Here is an 18,214-nt window from a genome sequence, read left to right on the forward strand (position 1 = left end):
GGAAACGGATAAACCGAGATTCAATGACATTATTAATTGTGCTTATGAAATATTATGATGACTAAACATTATGTAGTTTTACTTATTTTATTTTCATTATTTATGACTCCGGTTTATGCAGAGCTTAGTTATGGTGAGGCCCAGCTTAATAACACCCTATCTCAGCTTGAAGAACTAGAGTCAACGCCTTCGGTTAAATTACAAATCAAGTACTATCAACAAGCCTTAAAAGATCTCACCGAAGACACTAATGCCCGTCAAACAGCCGTTCGTTATCAGAAAATAATTGACGACTATCCGGTAACATCGCAAACATTAAAAGCCAAAATTACAGACTATATATCCGCAAAATTTGCCGACCCAAGCGACTGGTCATTAAATAAAGTCGAGCAAGCAATTGCTAAACAAAATTCCAACCTTACCGATTTAAAACAACAGCAGCAGGCGCGTAGTAGCGAACTCACCACCATAGGTATTAGAATCAGTTCATTTCAAACTGATATTGAGCGCTTACGTCGTAAATTAACCCATACGCAAAAAGAATCTGACAAGCTGATAAGTGCAGGGTACAGCAGTTTAAATAGTGAACAAGAAGCTATCCGAATTTCACTACAAATCAAAGAATCATCATTATCAACGCAAATACAGATGTTAGAGCTTGAGCAACTCAGTGCCAGTAATCGCAGTGAATTAGCGCAGCTCAATCGTCGTTTAATACAGCGAGAACAAAAAGATGTCAGTAAGAACTTAACAACGCTGACAGATTTACGTAATAGTATATTACGTAAGGAAACCGAAGACGCGATTGCGCGTAGTAAACAAATCAATGATTCATCGCTGATTAGCTCTCCATTTTTACAGCTACAACTCGAAATCAATCAAGAGCTATCTAAAGAACTTGCAACCGTATCGGCTAAAAGTGAAATTATTCAACGTAAACAGCAAGCAGTCACACAGCAAGTAGATGCGCTCACTACAACGCTCACTAATTTTAATGAGCAAGTAGAATGGTTAAAAATCAGCTCTGCGTTTGGTGAAAACTTACGGGCTCAAGTAAGTAGCTTACCGAGTGAGCCACCACTAGCAAAACTCGAAAATGAAATTGTTGAAAGCCGCCTAGCACGCTTTCGCTATAAAAAAATGCTGACACAATTAGACAGTCTGCCGTTAGCAACAAAAACACTCACTCCTGTAGAACATGAGAGTTTATTACGATTTATTGAATTACGTCGACTGTTACTCAGCCAACTTATTTCAAGTTTAGATAATCATATCTACGAGCAAACAAAATTAAAAGTCAGTTACAGCAAGATGAATAGCACATTAGTGCAAATTAAACAGCAGGCTGATGAGCATTTATTCTGGGTGCCGAGTTCGCCATTCGTAAATACTCAAACAATTTCAGAACTTTTGGCGAGTATGCTTTGGATTACCTCGATCGATAACAGTATCACGATCCCACAAGCCATACTCTCTGTACCTTTAGCAACGTTAAGTTTGGCGCTGTTATTCATTCTGGGTCTCACTTATTTACACGCTCCTCTTAATAAATATTTTACCAAACATATCGCCGAAATATATCCAAAGGTTGGTAAAGTAACAAAGGATAAGTTTTCTTATACCTTACGGAATCTCGCATATTCATTCGCCGACGCACTGCTCTTACCGCTTTCACTGTTTATTATTACTGAGCTACTCATTAGCGCATGGGAGTTCCCCTTTGCAGTCAATATTGGCCACGCATTACAAGATTCGCTATTTTTGTTAGTGATATACCTGTTTATGCGCAACCTCACCCGCTATAAGGGCTTACTGCAAATTCACCTTAAAATAGATAAAAAACTAATTGCCAAAATTTGGGGTTATTATCAGGTGCTATTTTTTATCTATTGGCCTTCTTACATCATCCAAGTGCTTTGTAACCAGTATCCAGAACAAGCCTATGATGGATCGCTAGGTCGTCTTGCCTTTATTATTGCTTGTTGTGCATTAACGCAGTTCTACTACCGCTTATATCGCGAAAAATTACCACTAACGTATAAGAAAAAAAATAATGACAAACCGCACATTGTCCACCACTCTATTTGGACTGTCTTTATCATGGCTCCAATCGCGTCAGCCATCATCGCACTCATGGGCTACCTCTATACGGCGCAAGTATTGCTAAAACAGATGGAATCATCCTTATTAATGGGCGTGTTCTTCTTACTCACTTATTATTTGATCCGCCGTGGTATGCACTTACAAAAACGTCGTCTGGCCTTTGAGCGAGCGAAAGCCAAACGTATCGACATTATTGCTCAACGTATGAAAGAAGTTGAAAAGGGCGAGCAAAATACCAGTCAAGAAAGCCATTTTGATATCGAAGAACCCGAGATCGACCTGGATCAAATCAGTGCACAATCGCTCGGCTTATTACGTACTTTGTTAACCTTATTATTCGTCGCATTAAATGCACTATTTTGGTCTGAAATTCAAAGCGCCTTTACCTTCCTCGATACCATCACGCTTTGGGACGCAGCCAATACCCTAAACGGGGTTGAATATATCGATCCGATTACCTTAAAGAGCGGCCTATTAGCCATCACTATTTTTGCACTAACGCTGGTATTGGTACGTAATTTATCGGGTGCGCTAGAACTGCTTATTTTGCAACATCTCGATCTTAGCCCAGGTACAGGTTTTGCGATCACGACGTTAGCCAAATACATGACGATCTCAATTGGTTTTGTCGTCGGCTTTAACTTTTTAGGTGTCGATTGGGCAAAAACACAATGGTTAGTGGCGGCATTAACCGTCGGTTTGGGTTTTGGTTTACAAGAAATTTTTGCCAACTTCGTATCCGGTCTGATTATCTTATTTGAAAAACCGATCCGTATTGGTGATACAGTCACTATCCGTGAGTTAACTGGCAGTATCAGTAAAATTCAGACCCGAGCCACAACGATTGTCGATTGGGATAGAAAGGAAATTATCGTACCGAATAAAGCCTTTATTACTGAACAATTTATTAACTGGTCACTGTCCGATTCTATTACCCGTGTGATCATTAATATTGGTGTGGAATTTAATTCGGATATTGAACTGGTCACCAAACTGCTATTAGATTGTGCCGAAGAAAATAGTTTAAGTCTTGAGAATCCAGGGCCAGAAGTATTCTTTATTGAGTTTGGCCAACATTCATTATGCTTTGAAGTACGTTGTTATGTCGCCGAAATGGGCCATCGTTTAACCATGACGCACGCACTTAATATCCGTATCAATCAGGTGTTTAAAGAACACCATATTCGCATAGCCCTGCAACAATTGGATCTGAATGTAAAACATGGCATAAAAGTCAGTGATAGCGGCCATGTGATGAGTATGAAAAAAGGCAGCTTAAGATAACCTCAATCACCCTTTCTGCTTTTTAGACACACATTATGCGCGCGGTGTTGGAAAAGCGATTACGTCATTGAGGCTATTCGCATCCGTCGCTAACATGACTAATCTATCAATACCTAATGCGACGCCCGCACAGTCAGGAAAACCAGCGGTGAGTGCATCAATTAAATAATGATCGATAGGTTGCTCTCGTAAGCCCATCGTTTTACGCTTGTTATTATCTGCGATAAAACGTGATAACTGTTCTTTTGCATCCGCTAATTCATGGAATCCATTCGCGAGCTCAATACCTTTAAAATACACTTCAAAGCGCTCTGCTACACGAGTGTCTTGTGGGCTAATACGGGCCAATGCCGCCTGCGATGCAGGGAAGTCATAAATAAAACACGGTACATCCTGACCAATTTGGCTCTCTACGCCCACATAGAATAATAACTGTAAGATAGTATCTCGATCAGGTTCATTCTCTAACACGTCATAAACCCCGTACGGTTTTGCCGCTTGACGTAATTCATCCATCGACGCGGTTAACGGATCTAACTGTAAGAATTGCTTAAATGCATTTTGATAAGTGAAGCGCTGCTCTTTACCTGAACCTAATACTAGGGTTAGTAGCTCAGACATTTCATCCATCAATTGAAAATGGTCAAAATCAATGCGATACCACTCTAGCATGCTGAATTCGGGATTATGGTGACGGCCAGCCTCTTCATTACGAAACGATTTACTTATTTGATAGATACAACCACTGCCTGCTGCTAGCAACCTTTTCATGTGAAATTCAGGTGATGTTTGCAAATATAAGGTCAGACCTTGGCTGTAACCAGGGCCAACAAATACCGTACTAAATGCATCTAAATGTACATCGGTAACAGCGGCTTGACTCATCGCTGGTGTATCAACTTCTAACACATCTCGTTGCGTAAAAAACTCACGGATAGTATTTAATACTTTCGCTCGCGCACGCAGAGCAGTAAAACTTGCACTCGGTTGCCAATTTACGTCACTCATATTTACTCCGGTTGTCATTACCTAAAACGTTAAAGCTATTTATCATCTGCATAACACTAATTAAAGACCACCAACTTACTTTAATTAATATTATAACGGCTTGTATCTGAATCATTATTTACTGGTTTGCCAAAAACTAAAATGCCAGTCAAAGACTGGCATTTTATCGTTCATAAACGCTAATTAGGTTAGCGTAAAATCAACTTATTTTACACGGCCAACATATTCGCCAGAACGTGTATCAACCTTAACTACTTCACCGATTTGGATGAATAGAGGTACACGTACAACGGCACCTGTAGCTAATATTGCAGGTTTACCACCTGTACCCTGTGTATCGCCTTTTAGGCCAGGATCTGTTTCTGTCACAGCAATCTCAACGAAATTTGGTGCAGTAACAGCAATAGGGTTGTCGTTCCACGTTGTAATTGTGCAAACATCTTGCTCAACTAACCATTTAGCCGTATCGCCAACAGCTTTTACGTCTGCTGCTACTTGCTCAAAGGTCTCATTATTCATAAAATGGTAGAATTCGCCATCGTTGTAAAGATAAGCTAGTTCAAAATCCATTACGTCTGCTGCTTCAACTGTTTCACCAGACTTAAATGTTTTTTCTAAAATTTTACCAGAAATCAAACGACGAACTTTAACGCGATGAAACGCTTGGCCTTTACCTGGTTTTACATGTTCATGCTCCATGATAGAGCAAGGCTCATTATCAAGCATGAATTTTAAACCGCCTTTAAAGTCACTGGTTTTATATGATGCCATGTTATCCTCATGAAAAAATAGAGTTCAATAATGCCGCAAATGATAACCCGAAATGATCAAAATATGCAGGGAAATTGGAAAAAAGACTTAGCTAACGCCATTTCAGATCCCAGAAAGCTACTTTTTATACTAGAACTTACCGAGGAAGCTTTCCAGGCTGATTTTGCGGCAAGGCAGTTATTTCCTATGCGCGTACCGCAATCATTTGTAGATCGCATGGAAAAAGGCAACCCCAAAGACCCGCTATTTTTGCAAGTGATGCCAAAACAACAAGAGTTCATCCAAAAGGCTGGATTCATTAAAGATCCCCTTGATGAGCATGAATCAGTAGTGCCAGGGTTACTGCATAAATACACCAACCGTGTACTCTTTATTGTCCGTGGCGGTTGCGCGATCAACTGTCGCTATTGTTTCCGCCGTCATTTTCCTTATCAAGACAATAGTAATAACAAACACGAATGGCAACAAGCGATTGACTATATCCGTTCTAAACCTGAGATCATCGAGGTTATTTTTAGTGGCGGCGACCCACTTATGGCGAACGATGAACAACTGGGCTGGTTGGTTAAACAATTAGAGCAGATCCCACATCTTAAACGTCTGCGCATACATACGCGTTTACCCGTGGTGATGCCCAGCCGTGTTACCGATGAGTTCGTTACGCTGCTAAAACAATCGAGTTTGCGTTGCAGTGTGGTATTACACATTAACCACCCCAATGAATTAGCCGCAGAATTACCCGCAGCGTTAGCCAAACTCACCACTGCCGGTATCAGTTTATATAACCAAGCGGTATTATTAGCAGACATTAATGACAATGCTGATGATTTGGTGGAATTACACGAGCGACTTTTTGATAACCGTATTCAGCCATACTATTTACATCTGCTCGATAAAGTCGAAGGGGCAAGTCATTTTGATGTCCCAGAAGAAAAAGCGGTCGACATAATGAATCAACTATTATTGCGCTTACCGGGGTTTTTAGTGCCGAAGTTAGTTCGTGAAATCGGTGGCGAGAAAAGTAAAACACCGATTTCTATTTAATTACAGCAGACAATAAAAAAGGAATGACCACTAGGCCATTCCTTTTCACTCTCTAAACCTTAGTCTAATCGCGATTAATGCAGTTTAAGCGTCGGACGTAATACCCGGTTCAAACTACCAACCAACATCATCAGTCCGGTTTTAACATAACCGTGTAGTGCAATTTGATGCATACGGTACAACGAAATATACACCATTCTCGCAATACGACCTTCAATCATCATACTGCCTTTAGTCAGGTTACCCATTAAGCTACCCACAGTACTAAAGCTACTTAGCGAGACCAGTGAACCATGATCATGATACACAAATGGTTTTAACGTCGAACCACCCTGTACCAGTGTCATAATATTTTTAAATGCGACTGTCGCCATTTGGTGCGCGGCTTGTGCACGCGGTGGTACCAATGACCCATCAGCTTGAGTACAAGAGGCCAAGTCACCAATCACAAAAATACTGTCATCACGACTTGCTTGTAAACTATCTTTAACCACGATCTGGTTAATTCGATTCGTTTCTAAGCCAGCAATGTCTTTTATAAAATCAGGCGCTTTAATACCCGCAGCCCATACCATTAATGACGCAGGGATTGCTTCGCCGTCTTTCGTTACCAAACCTTGGCTATTTGCTTCAGTCACCATGGTTTCGGTACGCACATCGACACCAATTTTTGTTAGCTCACGGTGTGCAGCAGCAGAAATACGTGCTGGTAATGCTGGTAAAATACTTTTACCCGCTTCCACTAAGGTTACATTTAACGACTCTTGGTTTACATTCGTAAAACCATAAGCCGATAATTGTGATGCGGTATTATACAACTCTGCAGAAAGTTCAACACCAGTTGCACCAGCACCAACAATCGCAATGTTTACTTTAGCATCTTTATTTTTATTCGCGCCGTGAAGCAAAAATGCATTTAACAATTCTTTATGGAAACGATGGGCTTGGTCTGGACTGTCCAAGAAAATACAGTTTTCTTTTACACCTTTAGTATTAAAGTCATTACACATACTACCAATAGCCAGTACTAAGTAATCGTATTGCAAGGTACGTTCAGCAATCAGTAATTCATCACAATCATTATATAAAGGGGCGATTGTGACTGTTTTCGTGTCACGGTCTAAACCTGAAAAATTACCTAATTGAAAATCAAAACCTTGGTTCTTCGCATGTGCAGCATAACTAAGCGCATCAATACCGGTATCAAGTGAACCCGTCGCCACTTCATGTAATAACGGTTTCCATAAATGGGTTTTGTTACGGTCCACCAGCGTAATGCTCGCTTTCCCTTTTTTACCCAATTTACGACCCAGTTGCGTAGCAAGCTCAAGGCCACCAGCCCCGCCTCCGATAACAAGAATTTTTTTCATCTTAAAGTCCTCATAAATGTATCAGTTAACGACTGTCAGCACAGCCGTTAACTGATACAACTAAGCAGATATGAGTCTTGCTAAATCATTCCGTTGACCGAGTATTAAAGCATGATTTTCAGGTCTAAATCCATCAAAATTGAGCTCGATCATATTTAGAATATCAATGACCGAGTGTACCGTCATTTAATATAAATGAAAATGAAATAACCATTATCTACATATTGCGCTTTGTTCTGATATCCCTGCTCGTCTCTGATATAGCATCTTGAAGTAACTTAGGTATATAATACCGACCCTTTTATCGATAAGAATACCGGCGCAATGACAAATCAAGAACTTCATGAACAGCTAACTGCACAGCTAAAAAACTTTTACCACCCTGCTATCGAGGCGGATGAGTTTTTAACGTTATTAAGCAAACGTAAAGTAGGTAAATTTAGCGCGATTTTTGCTGCAGAGAGTGGCTTCAAAGCAAATTCAAACCGATTCTTACCTTATATGGAAGAGTTAGTTGAAGATCAGCAAGCATTACCAAAAACAAATGAAGAAGGTTTTGACGTAGGCATCGCTGCATTCCTAGGTAAATTACAACAAATGCATAATGTACTTGGTCAATTCTCTGAGCAATTAAAAGAGAAGAAAAGCACACCAAGTAATATTGGAGAGTAGCTACATCACATCCTCTAAAACCAAAAGCGGCATCAGCCGCTTTTTAGTTCTGTAAAACAAAGTAACATTATCCTATACATAAATATCATAACTTTACACATAATCAGTTACTTCTCTATAAAGCTTTCTAATCAACGATTTTACAACCCTTAATCCAGAGTGAAAACTCTATCGATTTGATACTTAAGATAAACTTTACTGTCTTTTACCTTCCTTTACAAACACTCCAGACTTAATCTCCCCACCACCAACAAAACAAAAAAAATAGATAAATAACAAATAGATAAATAATTACACATCAATAATTTGAAGTGCCGTTACCACTATAAGAACAATAAAAACACACATCGAACTAAATTTAATAATGAATATTATGGCCGCACATTTACGAACTAACACTAAAGAGTTAGATTTCAAATCAGATTTCAGCACCTTACATAAAGGCAGTTGTAATCCATTCGAAATTATATTTAGAGTTTTAATTTTAATTAAAATAGGTGGGGTCCATGAGAATAAATAAAGTCGCTTTTGCAGTTACAACACTACTTGCAGCCAGCCAAGTGAATGCAGCAGGTTTTCAAATTAATGAACATTCAGCATCAGGGTTAGGCCGTGCATTTGCCGGTGAAGCGGCAATTGGTGGCGATGCAGCATCATTAGCACGTAATCCTGCATTAATGGCAACTTTTGATCGTGCCCAACTATCAGTTGTTGGCACATATATCTCGCCCGATGTGAACATCACAGGCTATAGGGAAAGCTATCTGCCTATAGGAGGAGGCTCTGCTGCAGCAAATAGTGCAACAGATGTTGTATCATCTGCAATTGTACCTGCGATATATTATGTCCAACCAATTAATGATCAGTGGGCGTTTGGTTTAGCTATGTTCTCTAACTTTGGTACAGGCACTGAATACTCTGATAATTATATTAATAACACCGCCGCAGGTAGCACAGATATTGTGACCGCAACATTTAATCCAAACATCTCTTATCGTATCAATGATCAATTTAGTATTGGTGCTGGTATTAGTGCTATCTATTCAACTGCTGAGTTGAAAAGAAGCATACGATCATTAAGACCAAATCAGTCCCAAACAAATGTAGCCGACATGGAAGGTGATGGTATTAATTTCAGCTGGAATGTAGGCGCATTATATGAAGTAAACGAAAACCATCGTTTTGGTATTGGCTATAGACATAGCTCGGAAATGGAACTAGAAGGTACTTTTTCTGGTATCCATGCAACAAACGGAGGTATGGTTAATGATATTGATGGCACTATGGACAATACACTCCCTTCAATTTTAGAGCTATCTGGCTATCATAAACTAACAAATGAATTTGCCGTATCCTATAGCTGGCAATACACAACTTGGTCTGACTTTGGCGATATCGTTGCTCACGATTTAGAAGGCGTAGAAGTATTAAGGAAAGATACAAACTTCAATAACTCAAGTCGTTATGCAATCGGCACTGAATATTATCCAGCTAAAAACCTAACATTGCGCGCAGGCTACGCATATGACGAGCAGGCTGCTGACTCAACATTAGGAATTCCAGATTCAGATCGTCAGTGGTATACAACGGGGATGACATATAAAGCGACTAAATCTCTATCTTTTGACCTAGCAGCGGCCTTCATTACAGGTAAAACCGTTACATTCGAAGAAGAGATCCCCGGCATAACAACTAACCGTAATAAAACCAAAACATTTACCTCGAGTGGTGATGCTTGGTTGTACTCTGCACAGTTAAACTACAGCTTCTAATACTTCCAGATTCAAACTATATTCAAATGCTATCCATCTTATTGGATGGCATATTCATTTATCGATCCAGCCAAATAAAATATCAAACGCCTATCTAGAACGCGTTACACCTTCAAATAAAGATACAATTCATAAAATATAAAGTACAAAAAACCATAATAAACAATATAGATACCTCTAAATGTATACTATTTTGTTATAACGACTAAAAAAAACGCTATTTTATAGAGTCTTAGCTCTACGTAATTCAAAGTCTCATAGTAATATTTTACATATTTGCAAACAGATCGGAGGAGTTTTATTTGATTATTATTTAATATTTAACATAACAACATTTAACCTTAAATAACATGTACTTAATTAATAAATGTAAATAAATGGCTATATTTGTTACGCCATTGTTACCCACTGAAAGTATTAGATAAATGGACAGGTCGTCATAAAACTCGATAAAAATACCTTTACGATCTAATACGAAAGAATTAGATTTCAATACAAGTTTTAAGGATATTTAAAAAGTTCATTTTATCTGAACTGACATATCCATTCATAATTTCTAATTTTATATGGTGGTTTACATGAGAATTAATAAAGTTGCTCTAGCAGTTACAGCATTACTTGCAGCAAGCCAAGTAAATGCCGCAGGTTTCCAAGTAAGTGAACATTCAGCGTCAGGTCTAGGCCGCGCATTCGCTGGTGAAGCAGCAATCGGCGATAATGCAGCATCACTTGCACGTAACCCTGCGTTGATGGCAACTTTTGATAAAGCACAACTATCTGTTGTAGCTTCTTATGTATCGCCAGATGTTGATGCTGAAAGTAGTACATTCGGTAAGGCTGATGATATAGCGCCAGCTCAAGTCGTTCCGGCTATGTACTACATCCAACCAATTAACGATAAAGTTGCTGTAGGTTTAGCTATTTATTCTAATTATGGAACGGGTACTGAATATCCAAATAATTATGCAGCAGGAGCAGTAGCAGGCACCACAAGTATTGCGACAGTAAACTTCAACCCGAATGTTTCTTACCGTATCAATGAACAATTTAGTGTAGGTGCTGGCGTTAGCTTTGTTTATGCAAGTGCAGAGTTAAAACGTAACGCAGGAGCGTTAGCTCCAGCATTAAGTGCTGGTAAAATCAATGATCCAACTATGAATGTTGCCACGATGGAAGGTGATGGTTACGGCTTTGGCTGGAATGTTGGTGCATTATATGAAATTAACAAAAATAATCGTTTAGGCATCAGCTACAAATCAAAAGTTAAAACAGAATTAAAAGGTGATTACACAGGTATCGCATCATCAACGTTGCTAAGCGGTTCACCGTTATTAGATCAAAAAACAGTTGATGGCACGCTAGATATCGACTTACCTTCAATTTTAGAAGTTTCTGGTTACCACAAATTAACAGACAAGTTCGCTGTATCATATAGCTGGATGTACACCACTTGGTCAGACTTTGGAGACATTGTAGCTGAAGGCTCTGAATGTGGTAAAATACCACTTCCAGGCTCGACTCCTGGAGTTTGCCTAGAGAAAAAAGAAGACTATAGTAACTCAAGCCGTTATTCAGTTGGTGGTGAATACTACCTTTCAGAAGTGGTAACATTACGTGCGGGTTATGCATTTGATGAACAAGGTGGTGAAGCTACATTAAGTATTCCAGACACAGATCGTCAATGGTACACTGCAGGTATGACTTATAAAGCAACACCAGCGTTGTCATTTGACTTTGCTGCAGCTTTAGTTGCAGGTAAAGAGATCGAATTTAAAGAAGAACTAACAACTGGAGTTTCAGGTACATTCAAATCAAGTGGCGACGCTTACATCTACTCAGCACAAATGAACTACAGCTTCTAATCCGAGCTTAATTCATCTTTGCATTAAAAAGACAGCTTCGGCTGTCTTTTTTGCTTTCTGAGCAAAATCAATAAAGATCCTGTTTAAGGATCTTTCTGATATTTGCTCATTGCAATTAACTAGACGGTCGGTCTATAATCTGCATTATGAAAAATATGACAAGTAATCAGCCCAAACCTCGTCGAGGTCGGCCACCAAAAGTGACCCGTGAAAACAGTGATACCCGCGCCCTGTTAATTCGCAGTGGTGTCGAAGTATTAACGGAAAGTGGCTTTGCTGCTGCCGGTATCGATGGCATCTTAAAAAAAGTCGGTGTACCGAAAGGATCTTTTTACCATTACTTTAAGAGTAAGGAAGATTTTGGTCAGGCGGTGATTGATAACTACGCCAACTACTTCGCAGCGAAACTTGATAAATGCCTACTTGATGAATCACTAGCACCATTACAACGTATTGTTAAATTCGCAGATGAAGCCAAACAAGGCATTGTTAAGTTTGAATTTAAACGCGGTTGTCTCGTCGGAAATTTAGGCCAAGAAGTGGCTACTTTACCTGACAGTTACCGCCTTGTTCTACAAAATATCTTTGCTGTTTGGCAAACCAAGATGCAAGCGTGTTTAGAGACTGCACTACTGCAGGGTGATATCAAAAATGATGTTAATTGCGGACAGCAAGCTGAATACTTCTGGATTGGTTGGGAAGGTGCTGTAATGCGTGCTCGACTTGTACAGTCAGTGCAGCCGTTGGATTTATATATCGCGTCGTTTATTGCCAGTATAGCCACCAGCTAAAATAATCATATGAGCCTTATTCTAAAATAACGATCAAGGCATTAATTTCCAATTCAATTTCAATGTTATTAAAAATTTTTTACATTTAAATAGACGACCAGTCTATATTCGGAGTAGACCATGTTTAAAGGCATCTTAATCGAAAAAAATGACGACCAATACACAGCGTCAGTACAATCAATTGATGAATCACAGCTGCCTGAAGGTGATGTGAGTATTGATGTGGCTTACAGCACACTTAACTTTAAAGACGGCTTGGCAATCACAGGTAAAGGCCCTGTCGTACGTAGTTTCCCGATGGTACCGGGTATCGATTTAGTGGGTACTGTAACCCAAAGCGATAGCGACAAATTCCAAGCTGGCGATCAAGTATTACTGAATGGTTTCGGTGTGGGCGAAAAGCATTGGGGTGGCCTTGCCGAAAAAGCCCGTCTCAATAGCGATTGGTTAATCAAACTGCCCGCAGGGCTATCAGCAAAGCAAGCAATGGCGATCGGTACAGCAGGTTATACAGCCATGTTATCTGTTATTGCGTTAGAGCGCCACGGTATTACACCCGAAAAAGGCGATGTTTTAGTAACAGGTGCAAATGGCGGTGTTGGTAGCTTTGCGATCACCTTATTAGCGAAACTGGGTTATCGTGTAATTGCATCGACAGGTCGTCCTGAAGAAATCGATTACCTAAAAAAATTAGGTGCCGCTGAGATCATTGATCGTAAAACACTGTCAGAACCAGGTCGTCCAATGGTAAAAGAACGTTGGGCAGCGGCGATAGACTCTGTTGGTAGCCATACACTTACCAACGTATGTGCGGGTCTTAAATACGGTGGTGTTGTGACAGCCTGTGGTTTAGCGCAAGGCATGGATTTCCCAGCAAGCGTAGCACCCTTTATTTTGCGCGGTATTACGTTAGCGGGGATCGACAGTGTCATGCGCCCGCTTGCAGACAGAGAAGAAGCATGGTCGCGTTTAGCTGAATTATTAACAGACAGTGACTTTACGTCTATCGGCACTGAAATCAGCTTAGATGACGCTGTAGCAACAGCACATGATCTGATGGCGGGTAAAGTACGCGGTCGTGTACTGGTTAATTTACAGAAATAATTATTACTGATTTAACATCATATAGCAGTAGGGACTTACCTACTGCTCTTAAGCCATGCAATTGAATTTATCAAAAAGAAAATCCAAGAATAGTCGGATTCGTTTCGGTTGGTACTGCTTACTGATATACACCACATTTAAGTCTGCACTTGATGCAGAGGTCGATGCATTGAAATTCATCATATAGTCGTTAAGCACGGTAACAAGGCGTGAATGATGAATATCATCTTGCACATCTAAAACAGATTTAAGCGCTATCCCTGCCCCCTCTAATGCCCAATATCGAATGACTTCACCATCATCTGAAAATCGCTTAGGTATAACAGTGATCGCATTCTTCTTGTCTTGATCTTGAAAGTGCCATGTTTTAAGTTCCTCATGACTGCGGATCATGGCGAGACAATCATGATTAACCAAGTCCTGTGGTGTGAGTGGTGTGCCATGCTTTGCGAGATATTCTGGTGATGCACATAGCACGCGTTGGCTGGATGATAGTCGTCGTGATATCAAACTGCTATCAGCCAGCTCCCCATACCGAATGACAATATCGATACCCGATTCAGCAATATTAGAAATATCATCGTTCAAATATAAGTACGGCACCACATCTGGATACAGCTTACAGAACTCAGACAATATAGGCAGAATGTATTGTTTACCTATGTCCTTTGGTGCAGATATTTTTAGTGAACCTTTCACTTCTTTTACACCATTCAGGATAAGGTTCTCAGTTTCACTCACATTATCCAATATCTCAATACAGGCTTTGTGGTAAAGCTCTCCAGAGTCCGTCAGTGACACATGCCTTGTGCTCCGATTAAGTAGCTTTACACCATACCTTTCTTCAAGGGCCTGAAGTCTTGTTGTCATTGTAGCAGGAGAAAGGCCGAGGTCACGACCAGCTGCTGCAAGTCCATGGTGCTTCACAATACTCACGAACATAGCCATATCAGAAAATTTATCCACCTCTCCCCCTATTGTTTAGTTTATCCGAATAATGATTTTACATTTTACTCCATTATCAAATTAAAGCTAAAGAATATAATAGCCACATCAACAGAAACAAACCGTCGATAGAGTTCACAAAATAAATTAACGCCTAACTCAACTCGCCGAAATCATTATGGACTTCCCAAGGAAATAATCATGAAAACACCGATGAGTAAATTATTCCAGAAAACAAATCTCCAAAATTTGGATTTACAAAACCGAATAGTAATGGCGCCAATGACCCGCGCTCGCACAAGTCAACCAGGTAACATACCAAATGAAATGATGGCAACATATTACAAGCAACGGGCGACAGCTGGCTTAATCATTTCTGAAGCGACTCAAATTTCAGATGACTCTCAGGGTTATTCATTCACTCCGGGGGTTTACACCGACGAACAAGTGAAAGGCTGGCAACCAATCACTAAAGCTGCACATGACCAAGGTGCCGCTATGTTTTGCCAGCTGTGGCATGTGGGTCGCGTTTCTCACCCAACATTCCAGAAAGATGAACTACCTATCGCACCTTCAGCGCTAGCGCCAGTCGAAACTAAAGTTTGGATTTCGGATGACCAAGGTAACGGCAATATGGTTGATTGCATTCAACCTCGGACGATGAATCAAGCAGATATAGATCGCGTGATTAACGATTTTGCTTACGCTGCAAAACGCGCAATAGAAGCGGGTTTTGATGGGGTTGAGATCCACGGTGGTAATGGCTACCTTATCGACCAGTTCCTTCGTACAAACTCCAACAAGCGTACTGATAACTATGGCGGCACGCGTGAGAACCGCCTCCGCTTCCTGCTTGAAGTTGTTGATGCTGTCATTGAAAAAGTCGGTGCTGATAAAGTGGGTGTTCGCCTTGCCCCATTCATCACCTTTAAAGATATGGATTGCCCAGATATCGTCCCAACAATCCTTGATGCATCGAAAGCACTACAAGCTCGTGATATCGCTTACATGCACTTATCAGAAGCGGATTGGGATGATGCACCCGTGATCCCTGAAAGCTTCCGTATTGAGTTGCGACAAATCTTCACTAACACCATCATTGTCGCAGGTAGCTACACGCAAGAGCGCGCAGATGAAGTACTAAACAAAGGTTACGCTGACCTAGTCGCCTTCGGTCGTCCATTCGTGTCAAACCCAGACTTGGTTTCACGTTTAAAGAACAATAATGAACTCGCTGACTTGGATGGCGCTACGCTGTTTGGTGGTAACAAACTTGGTTACACTGATTATCCAACTCTCGATGCTCGTTAATTTCTCCATTGAAGATAAAAATCCTCAGTCTCGTCAATAAGGCTGAGGATTCGATTTATCTAAACGACAATTCAAGTTTTCTTAAACAATCGCTATTAGTACACTACTGTGCGCGATTAAACGTCACAACTTCATAGTTAAGTGGCGTTAGTGTATTACGTTCACTACTGATGTAATCAATGACCGCTTGTGCATCGGTATTACATACTGTGTTTGCCGCTTTACAGTTTGGCGCTTCGCCTTGGTAATTTACTTTGTATTTCTTACCCACTTTCGCGATATTTTTCACTTTAAAGCCCGTTAGCTTGCCATCAATGTAAGCAAGATCAACACGTTTAGAGCTGTTCTTTTGTGCTTCATAAAACGGAGTCCACCCGTCATTACCTGTCGCGTTGTAGTTATTTAACGCCACGTTGTAGATTTTGTTATCTTCAATCGCAGTCCATAAAGGCGCATCAGTTGTGCCACTCATCACTTCCACAAAATCAACGTTACCCGCTTTGTTCGCCACGGTTTCCGTGTAGCTATAACGGATGTGACCGCCATAAGGGAATTTACCCGCGTGTGAACCAGCAGCAAGTGTTGCACTGACCGTGTCATTAATTAATGTTTTAATCACTTTACCCGACACAGGTACTACAGACATAAAATTAGAAAATGGCAGCATTTCTAGCGACACGTTGCCCGCACGGTACTCACCCGCTTCAATGTTAGTACGAATACCACCAGCACCGATTAAAGAAAAATCAACTTTCATCCCTGTTACTTTTTGCACTTCGGCTGTATTTGCCCAGAAATACTGACCTTCCGCTAAGATAGGCGCGACATCAGAACCATGTTTGTCACTACCTCGATCGCCCGGACGACGTTCATGTTTTAATTCTGCTGGTACTTGGGCAATAGTTTTACCGTAAGCGTTATCAACAGCTGGTTTGTAGTGCACATCAATACGTTGACGTATTGCCGCTTCTTCAACAGTGATCGTGATATTTTCAGCTTGGTCGATAAATTCAACCACGTCTTGTGTTGCTGCTGTATCAAACTGCTCGTTAGCTTGTCGCGATGGTTGTGAATAGAACTCATCATTACTCAGCAATACGTTATGACCATTACAGGTAACGATATCACCTTGTTGGTTAAAGCTTACTTTTACACGACCAATTGCTTGGGCATATTCACCCGCTTGAACAACACAGGTTTGACCCATATTATCCGGGTTTTTAACCATCTGAGCGTACGTACCGTTATTGTGTAGCCCTAGGTTAGTAAAATCACCAAGCAAGGTATGTGAGTGACCACCCACTATCAAGTCGATACCATTTACTTTGCTTGCTACATCAACGTCTACCGCATTACCAATGTGCGTTAAGGCGATAATATTGTTCACACCTTTCGCTTTCAACATATCAACAGTTGCTTGCGCTGATGTCACCATATTTAAGAATTTAACATCCCCCGTATGCGGAGCAATGTTTGGCATGTTATCCAGTGCTAAACCAAATACCGCAACTAGGTCTTTATCTGCTGGTAGATTATCTAAATCAGTCATCGCGGTCTTTTTATTACCGTCAAACGCATACACCATGAAAGGACGTAAGTTGGTTTGGTCTTTTAAATCTGCATCCGCACTGGTATCAACATTTGCCGCTAATACAGGAAAGTTAATGTCACTGATGAATTGATTAAGTTTCGCATTGTTAAGATCAAATTCATGGTTACCCAGTGCCATAGCATCGATACCAAACATACTTAAGATGTCTGCATTCATTGCGCCTTCATTTAACTTGAAGTATGCACTACCCTGCCAGGCATCACCGCCGTGTAAGAATAAAAAGCTGTCATTATTCTGTTGCGCTTGTAATTTGTAAGCATCAGACATGGTTTTTAAACGTGGGTAGCCACCAAATTCGTTATAAACCATGTCGCCATTCGCGGTGAAACTCGACTTAACAGGATCGAAGTTTGAATGGGTATCATTGATATGCGCAACGGTGAGATTAAATACGTCGTCAGGTTGTGAAGTTTGCGCGCAACCCGCTAATAATAACGCGACTGAAACAGTAGTCAAACGTGCGGTAAACGGTTTTGAAAACGTCATGATATTCCTTTACGGTCAGGGACTCAGATTAAGTGAATTGAATCATAACAACTAAGCCAAATTAAATCCCTTCGCAACA

The 18,214-nt window shown here is 40.5% G+C and carries 13 protein-coding genes; 8 read left to right on the plus strand and 5 right to left on the minus strand.

What is annotated here, in order from left to right:
* Positions 1-54: 54 nt before the first annotated feature.
* Entirely contained in the window at positions 55-3,387 is a 3,333-nt protein-coding gene (gene mscM / locus AKG98_RS04155; RefSeq protein WP_067041812.1) for a miniconductance mechanosensitive channel MscM, read from the plus strand.
* Positions 3,388-3,420: 33 nt separating this feature from the next.
* Here the strand turns inward: mscM and epmA are convergent, their stop codons facing one another.
* Together epmA and efp are read right to left on the minus strand one after the other, a co-directional pair.
* On the minus strand, positions 3,421-4,395 hold the full coding sequence (epmA, locus tag AKG98_RS04160; RefSeq protein ID WP_067041815.1) for an elongation factor P--(R)-beta-lysine ligase: 975 nt from the start codon (positions 4,393-4,395) through the stop codon (positions 3,421-3,423).
* Positions 4,396-4,599: 204 nt separating this feature from the next.
* A complete protein-coding gene (gene efp, locus AKG98_RS04165) occupies positions 4,600-5,166 on the minus strand; it encodes an elongation factor P (protein ID WP_067041818.1) in 567 nt (188 codons plus the stop codon).
* A gap of 30 nt (positions 5,167-5,196) precedes the next feature.
* Here efp and epmB point away from each other — a divergent pair, with 30 nt between their 5' ends.
* Entirely contained in the window at positions 5,197-6,210 is a 1,014-nt protein-coding gene (epmB, locus tag AKG98_RS04170; protein ID WP_198155401.1) for an EF-P beta-lysylation protein EpmB, read from the plus strand.
* A 74-nt stretch (positions 6,211-6,284) separates the two neighbouring features.
* On the opposite strand, the gene AKG98_RS04175 is transcribed toward epmB, so the two are convergent.
* Positions 6,285-7,580 carry an NAD(P)/FAD-dependent oxidoreductase gene (locus AKG98_RS04175; protein WP_067041821.1) on the minus strand — a complete coding sequence of 432 codons (1,296 nt, stop codon included), beginning with the start codon at positions 7,578-7,580 and terminating at the stop codon, positions 6,285-6,287.
* Positions 7,581-7,904: 324 nt separating this feature from the next.
* Between AKG98_RS04175 and AKG98_RS04180 the strand changes: the two genes are divergently transcribed.
* From AKG98_RS04180 to AKG98_RS04200, 5 genes are all read left to right on the plus strand, one after another.
* Entirely contained in the window at positions 7,905-8,252 is a 348-nt protein-coding gene (locus tag AKG98_RS04180) for a hypothetical protein (protein WP_067041824.1), read from the plus strand.
* A 506-nt stretch (positions 8,253-8,758) separates the two neighbouring features.
* Positions 8,759-10,024, plus strand: a complete 1,266-nt coding sequence (locus AKG98_RS04185; RefSeq protein ID WP_067041827.1) for an OmpP1/FadL family transporter — start codon at positions 8,759-8,761, stop codon at positions 10,022-10,024.
* Between the two features lie 578 nt (positions 10,025-10,602).
* Positions 10,603-11,886 (plus strand): outer membrane protein transport protein, encoded by a 1,284-nt coding sequence (locus AKG98_RS04190; RefSeq protein ID WP_067041830.1) that lies wholly within the window; start codon positions 10,603-10,605, stop codon positions 11,884-11,886.
* Between the two features lie 155 nt (positions 11,887-12,041).
* A complete protein-coding gene (locus AKG98_RS04195; protein WP_067041833.1) occupies positions 12,042-12,677 on the plus strand; it encodes a TetR/AcrR family transcriptional regulator in 636 nt (211 codons plus the stop codon).
* A gap of 120 nt (positions 12,678-12,797) precedes the next feature.
* Positions 12,798-13,781, plus strand: a complete 984-nt coding sequence (locus AKG98_RS04200; protein ID WP_067041836.1) for an MDR family oxidoreductase — start codon at positions 12,798-12,800, stop codon at positions 13,779-13,781.
* A 48-nt stretch (positions 13,782-13,829) separates the two neighbouring features.
* Here the strand turns inward: AKG98_RS04200 and AKG98_RS04205 are convergent, their stop codons facing one another.
* On the minus strand, positions 13,830-14,747 hold the full coding sequence (locus AKG98_RS04205; RefSeq protein WP_067041838.1) for a LysR family transcriptional regulator: 918 nt from the start codon (positions 14,745-14,747) through the stop codon (positions 13,830-13,832).
* A 192-nt stretch (positions 14,748-14,939) separates the two neighbouring features.
* On the opposite strand from AKG98_RS04205, the gene AKG98_RS04210 reads away from it, so the two are divergent.
* A complete protein-coding gene (locus AKG98_RS04210; RefSeq protein WP_067042033.1) occupies positions 14,940-16,037 on the plus strand; it encodes an alkene reductase in 1,098 nt (365 codons plus the stop codon).
* A gap of 103 nt (positions 16,038-16,140) precedes the next feature.
* On the opposite strand, the gene AKG98_RS04215 is transcribed toward AKG98_RS04210, so the two are convergent.
* The gene (locus tag AKG98_RS04215) at positions 16,141-18,135 is read right to left on the minus strand and encodes a bifunctional UDP-sugar hydrolase/5'-nucleotidase (protein ID WP_067041842.1); all 1,995 of its coding nucleotides are present in this window, start codon (positions 18,133-18,135) and stop codon (positions 16,141-16,143) included.
* Positions 18,136-18,214 lie beyond the last annotated feature (79 nt).

Source organism: Moritella sp. JT01, assembly GCF_001574435.1.
Taxonomy (GTDB): Bacteria; Pseudomonadota; Gammaproteobacteria; order Enterobacterales; family Moritellaceae; genus Moritella.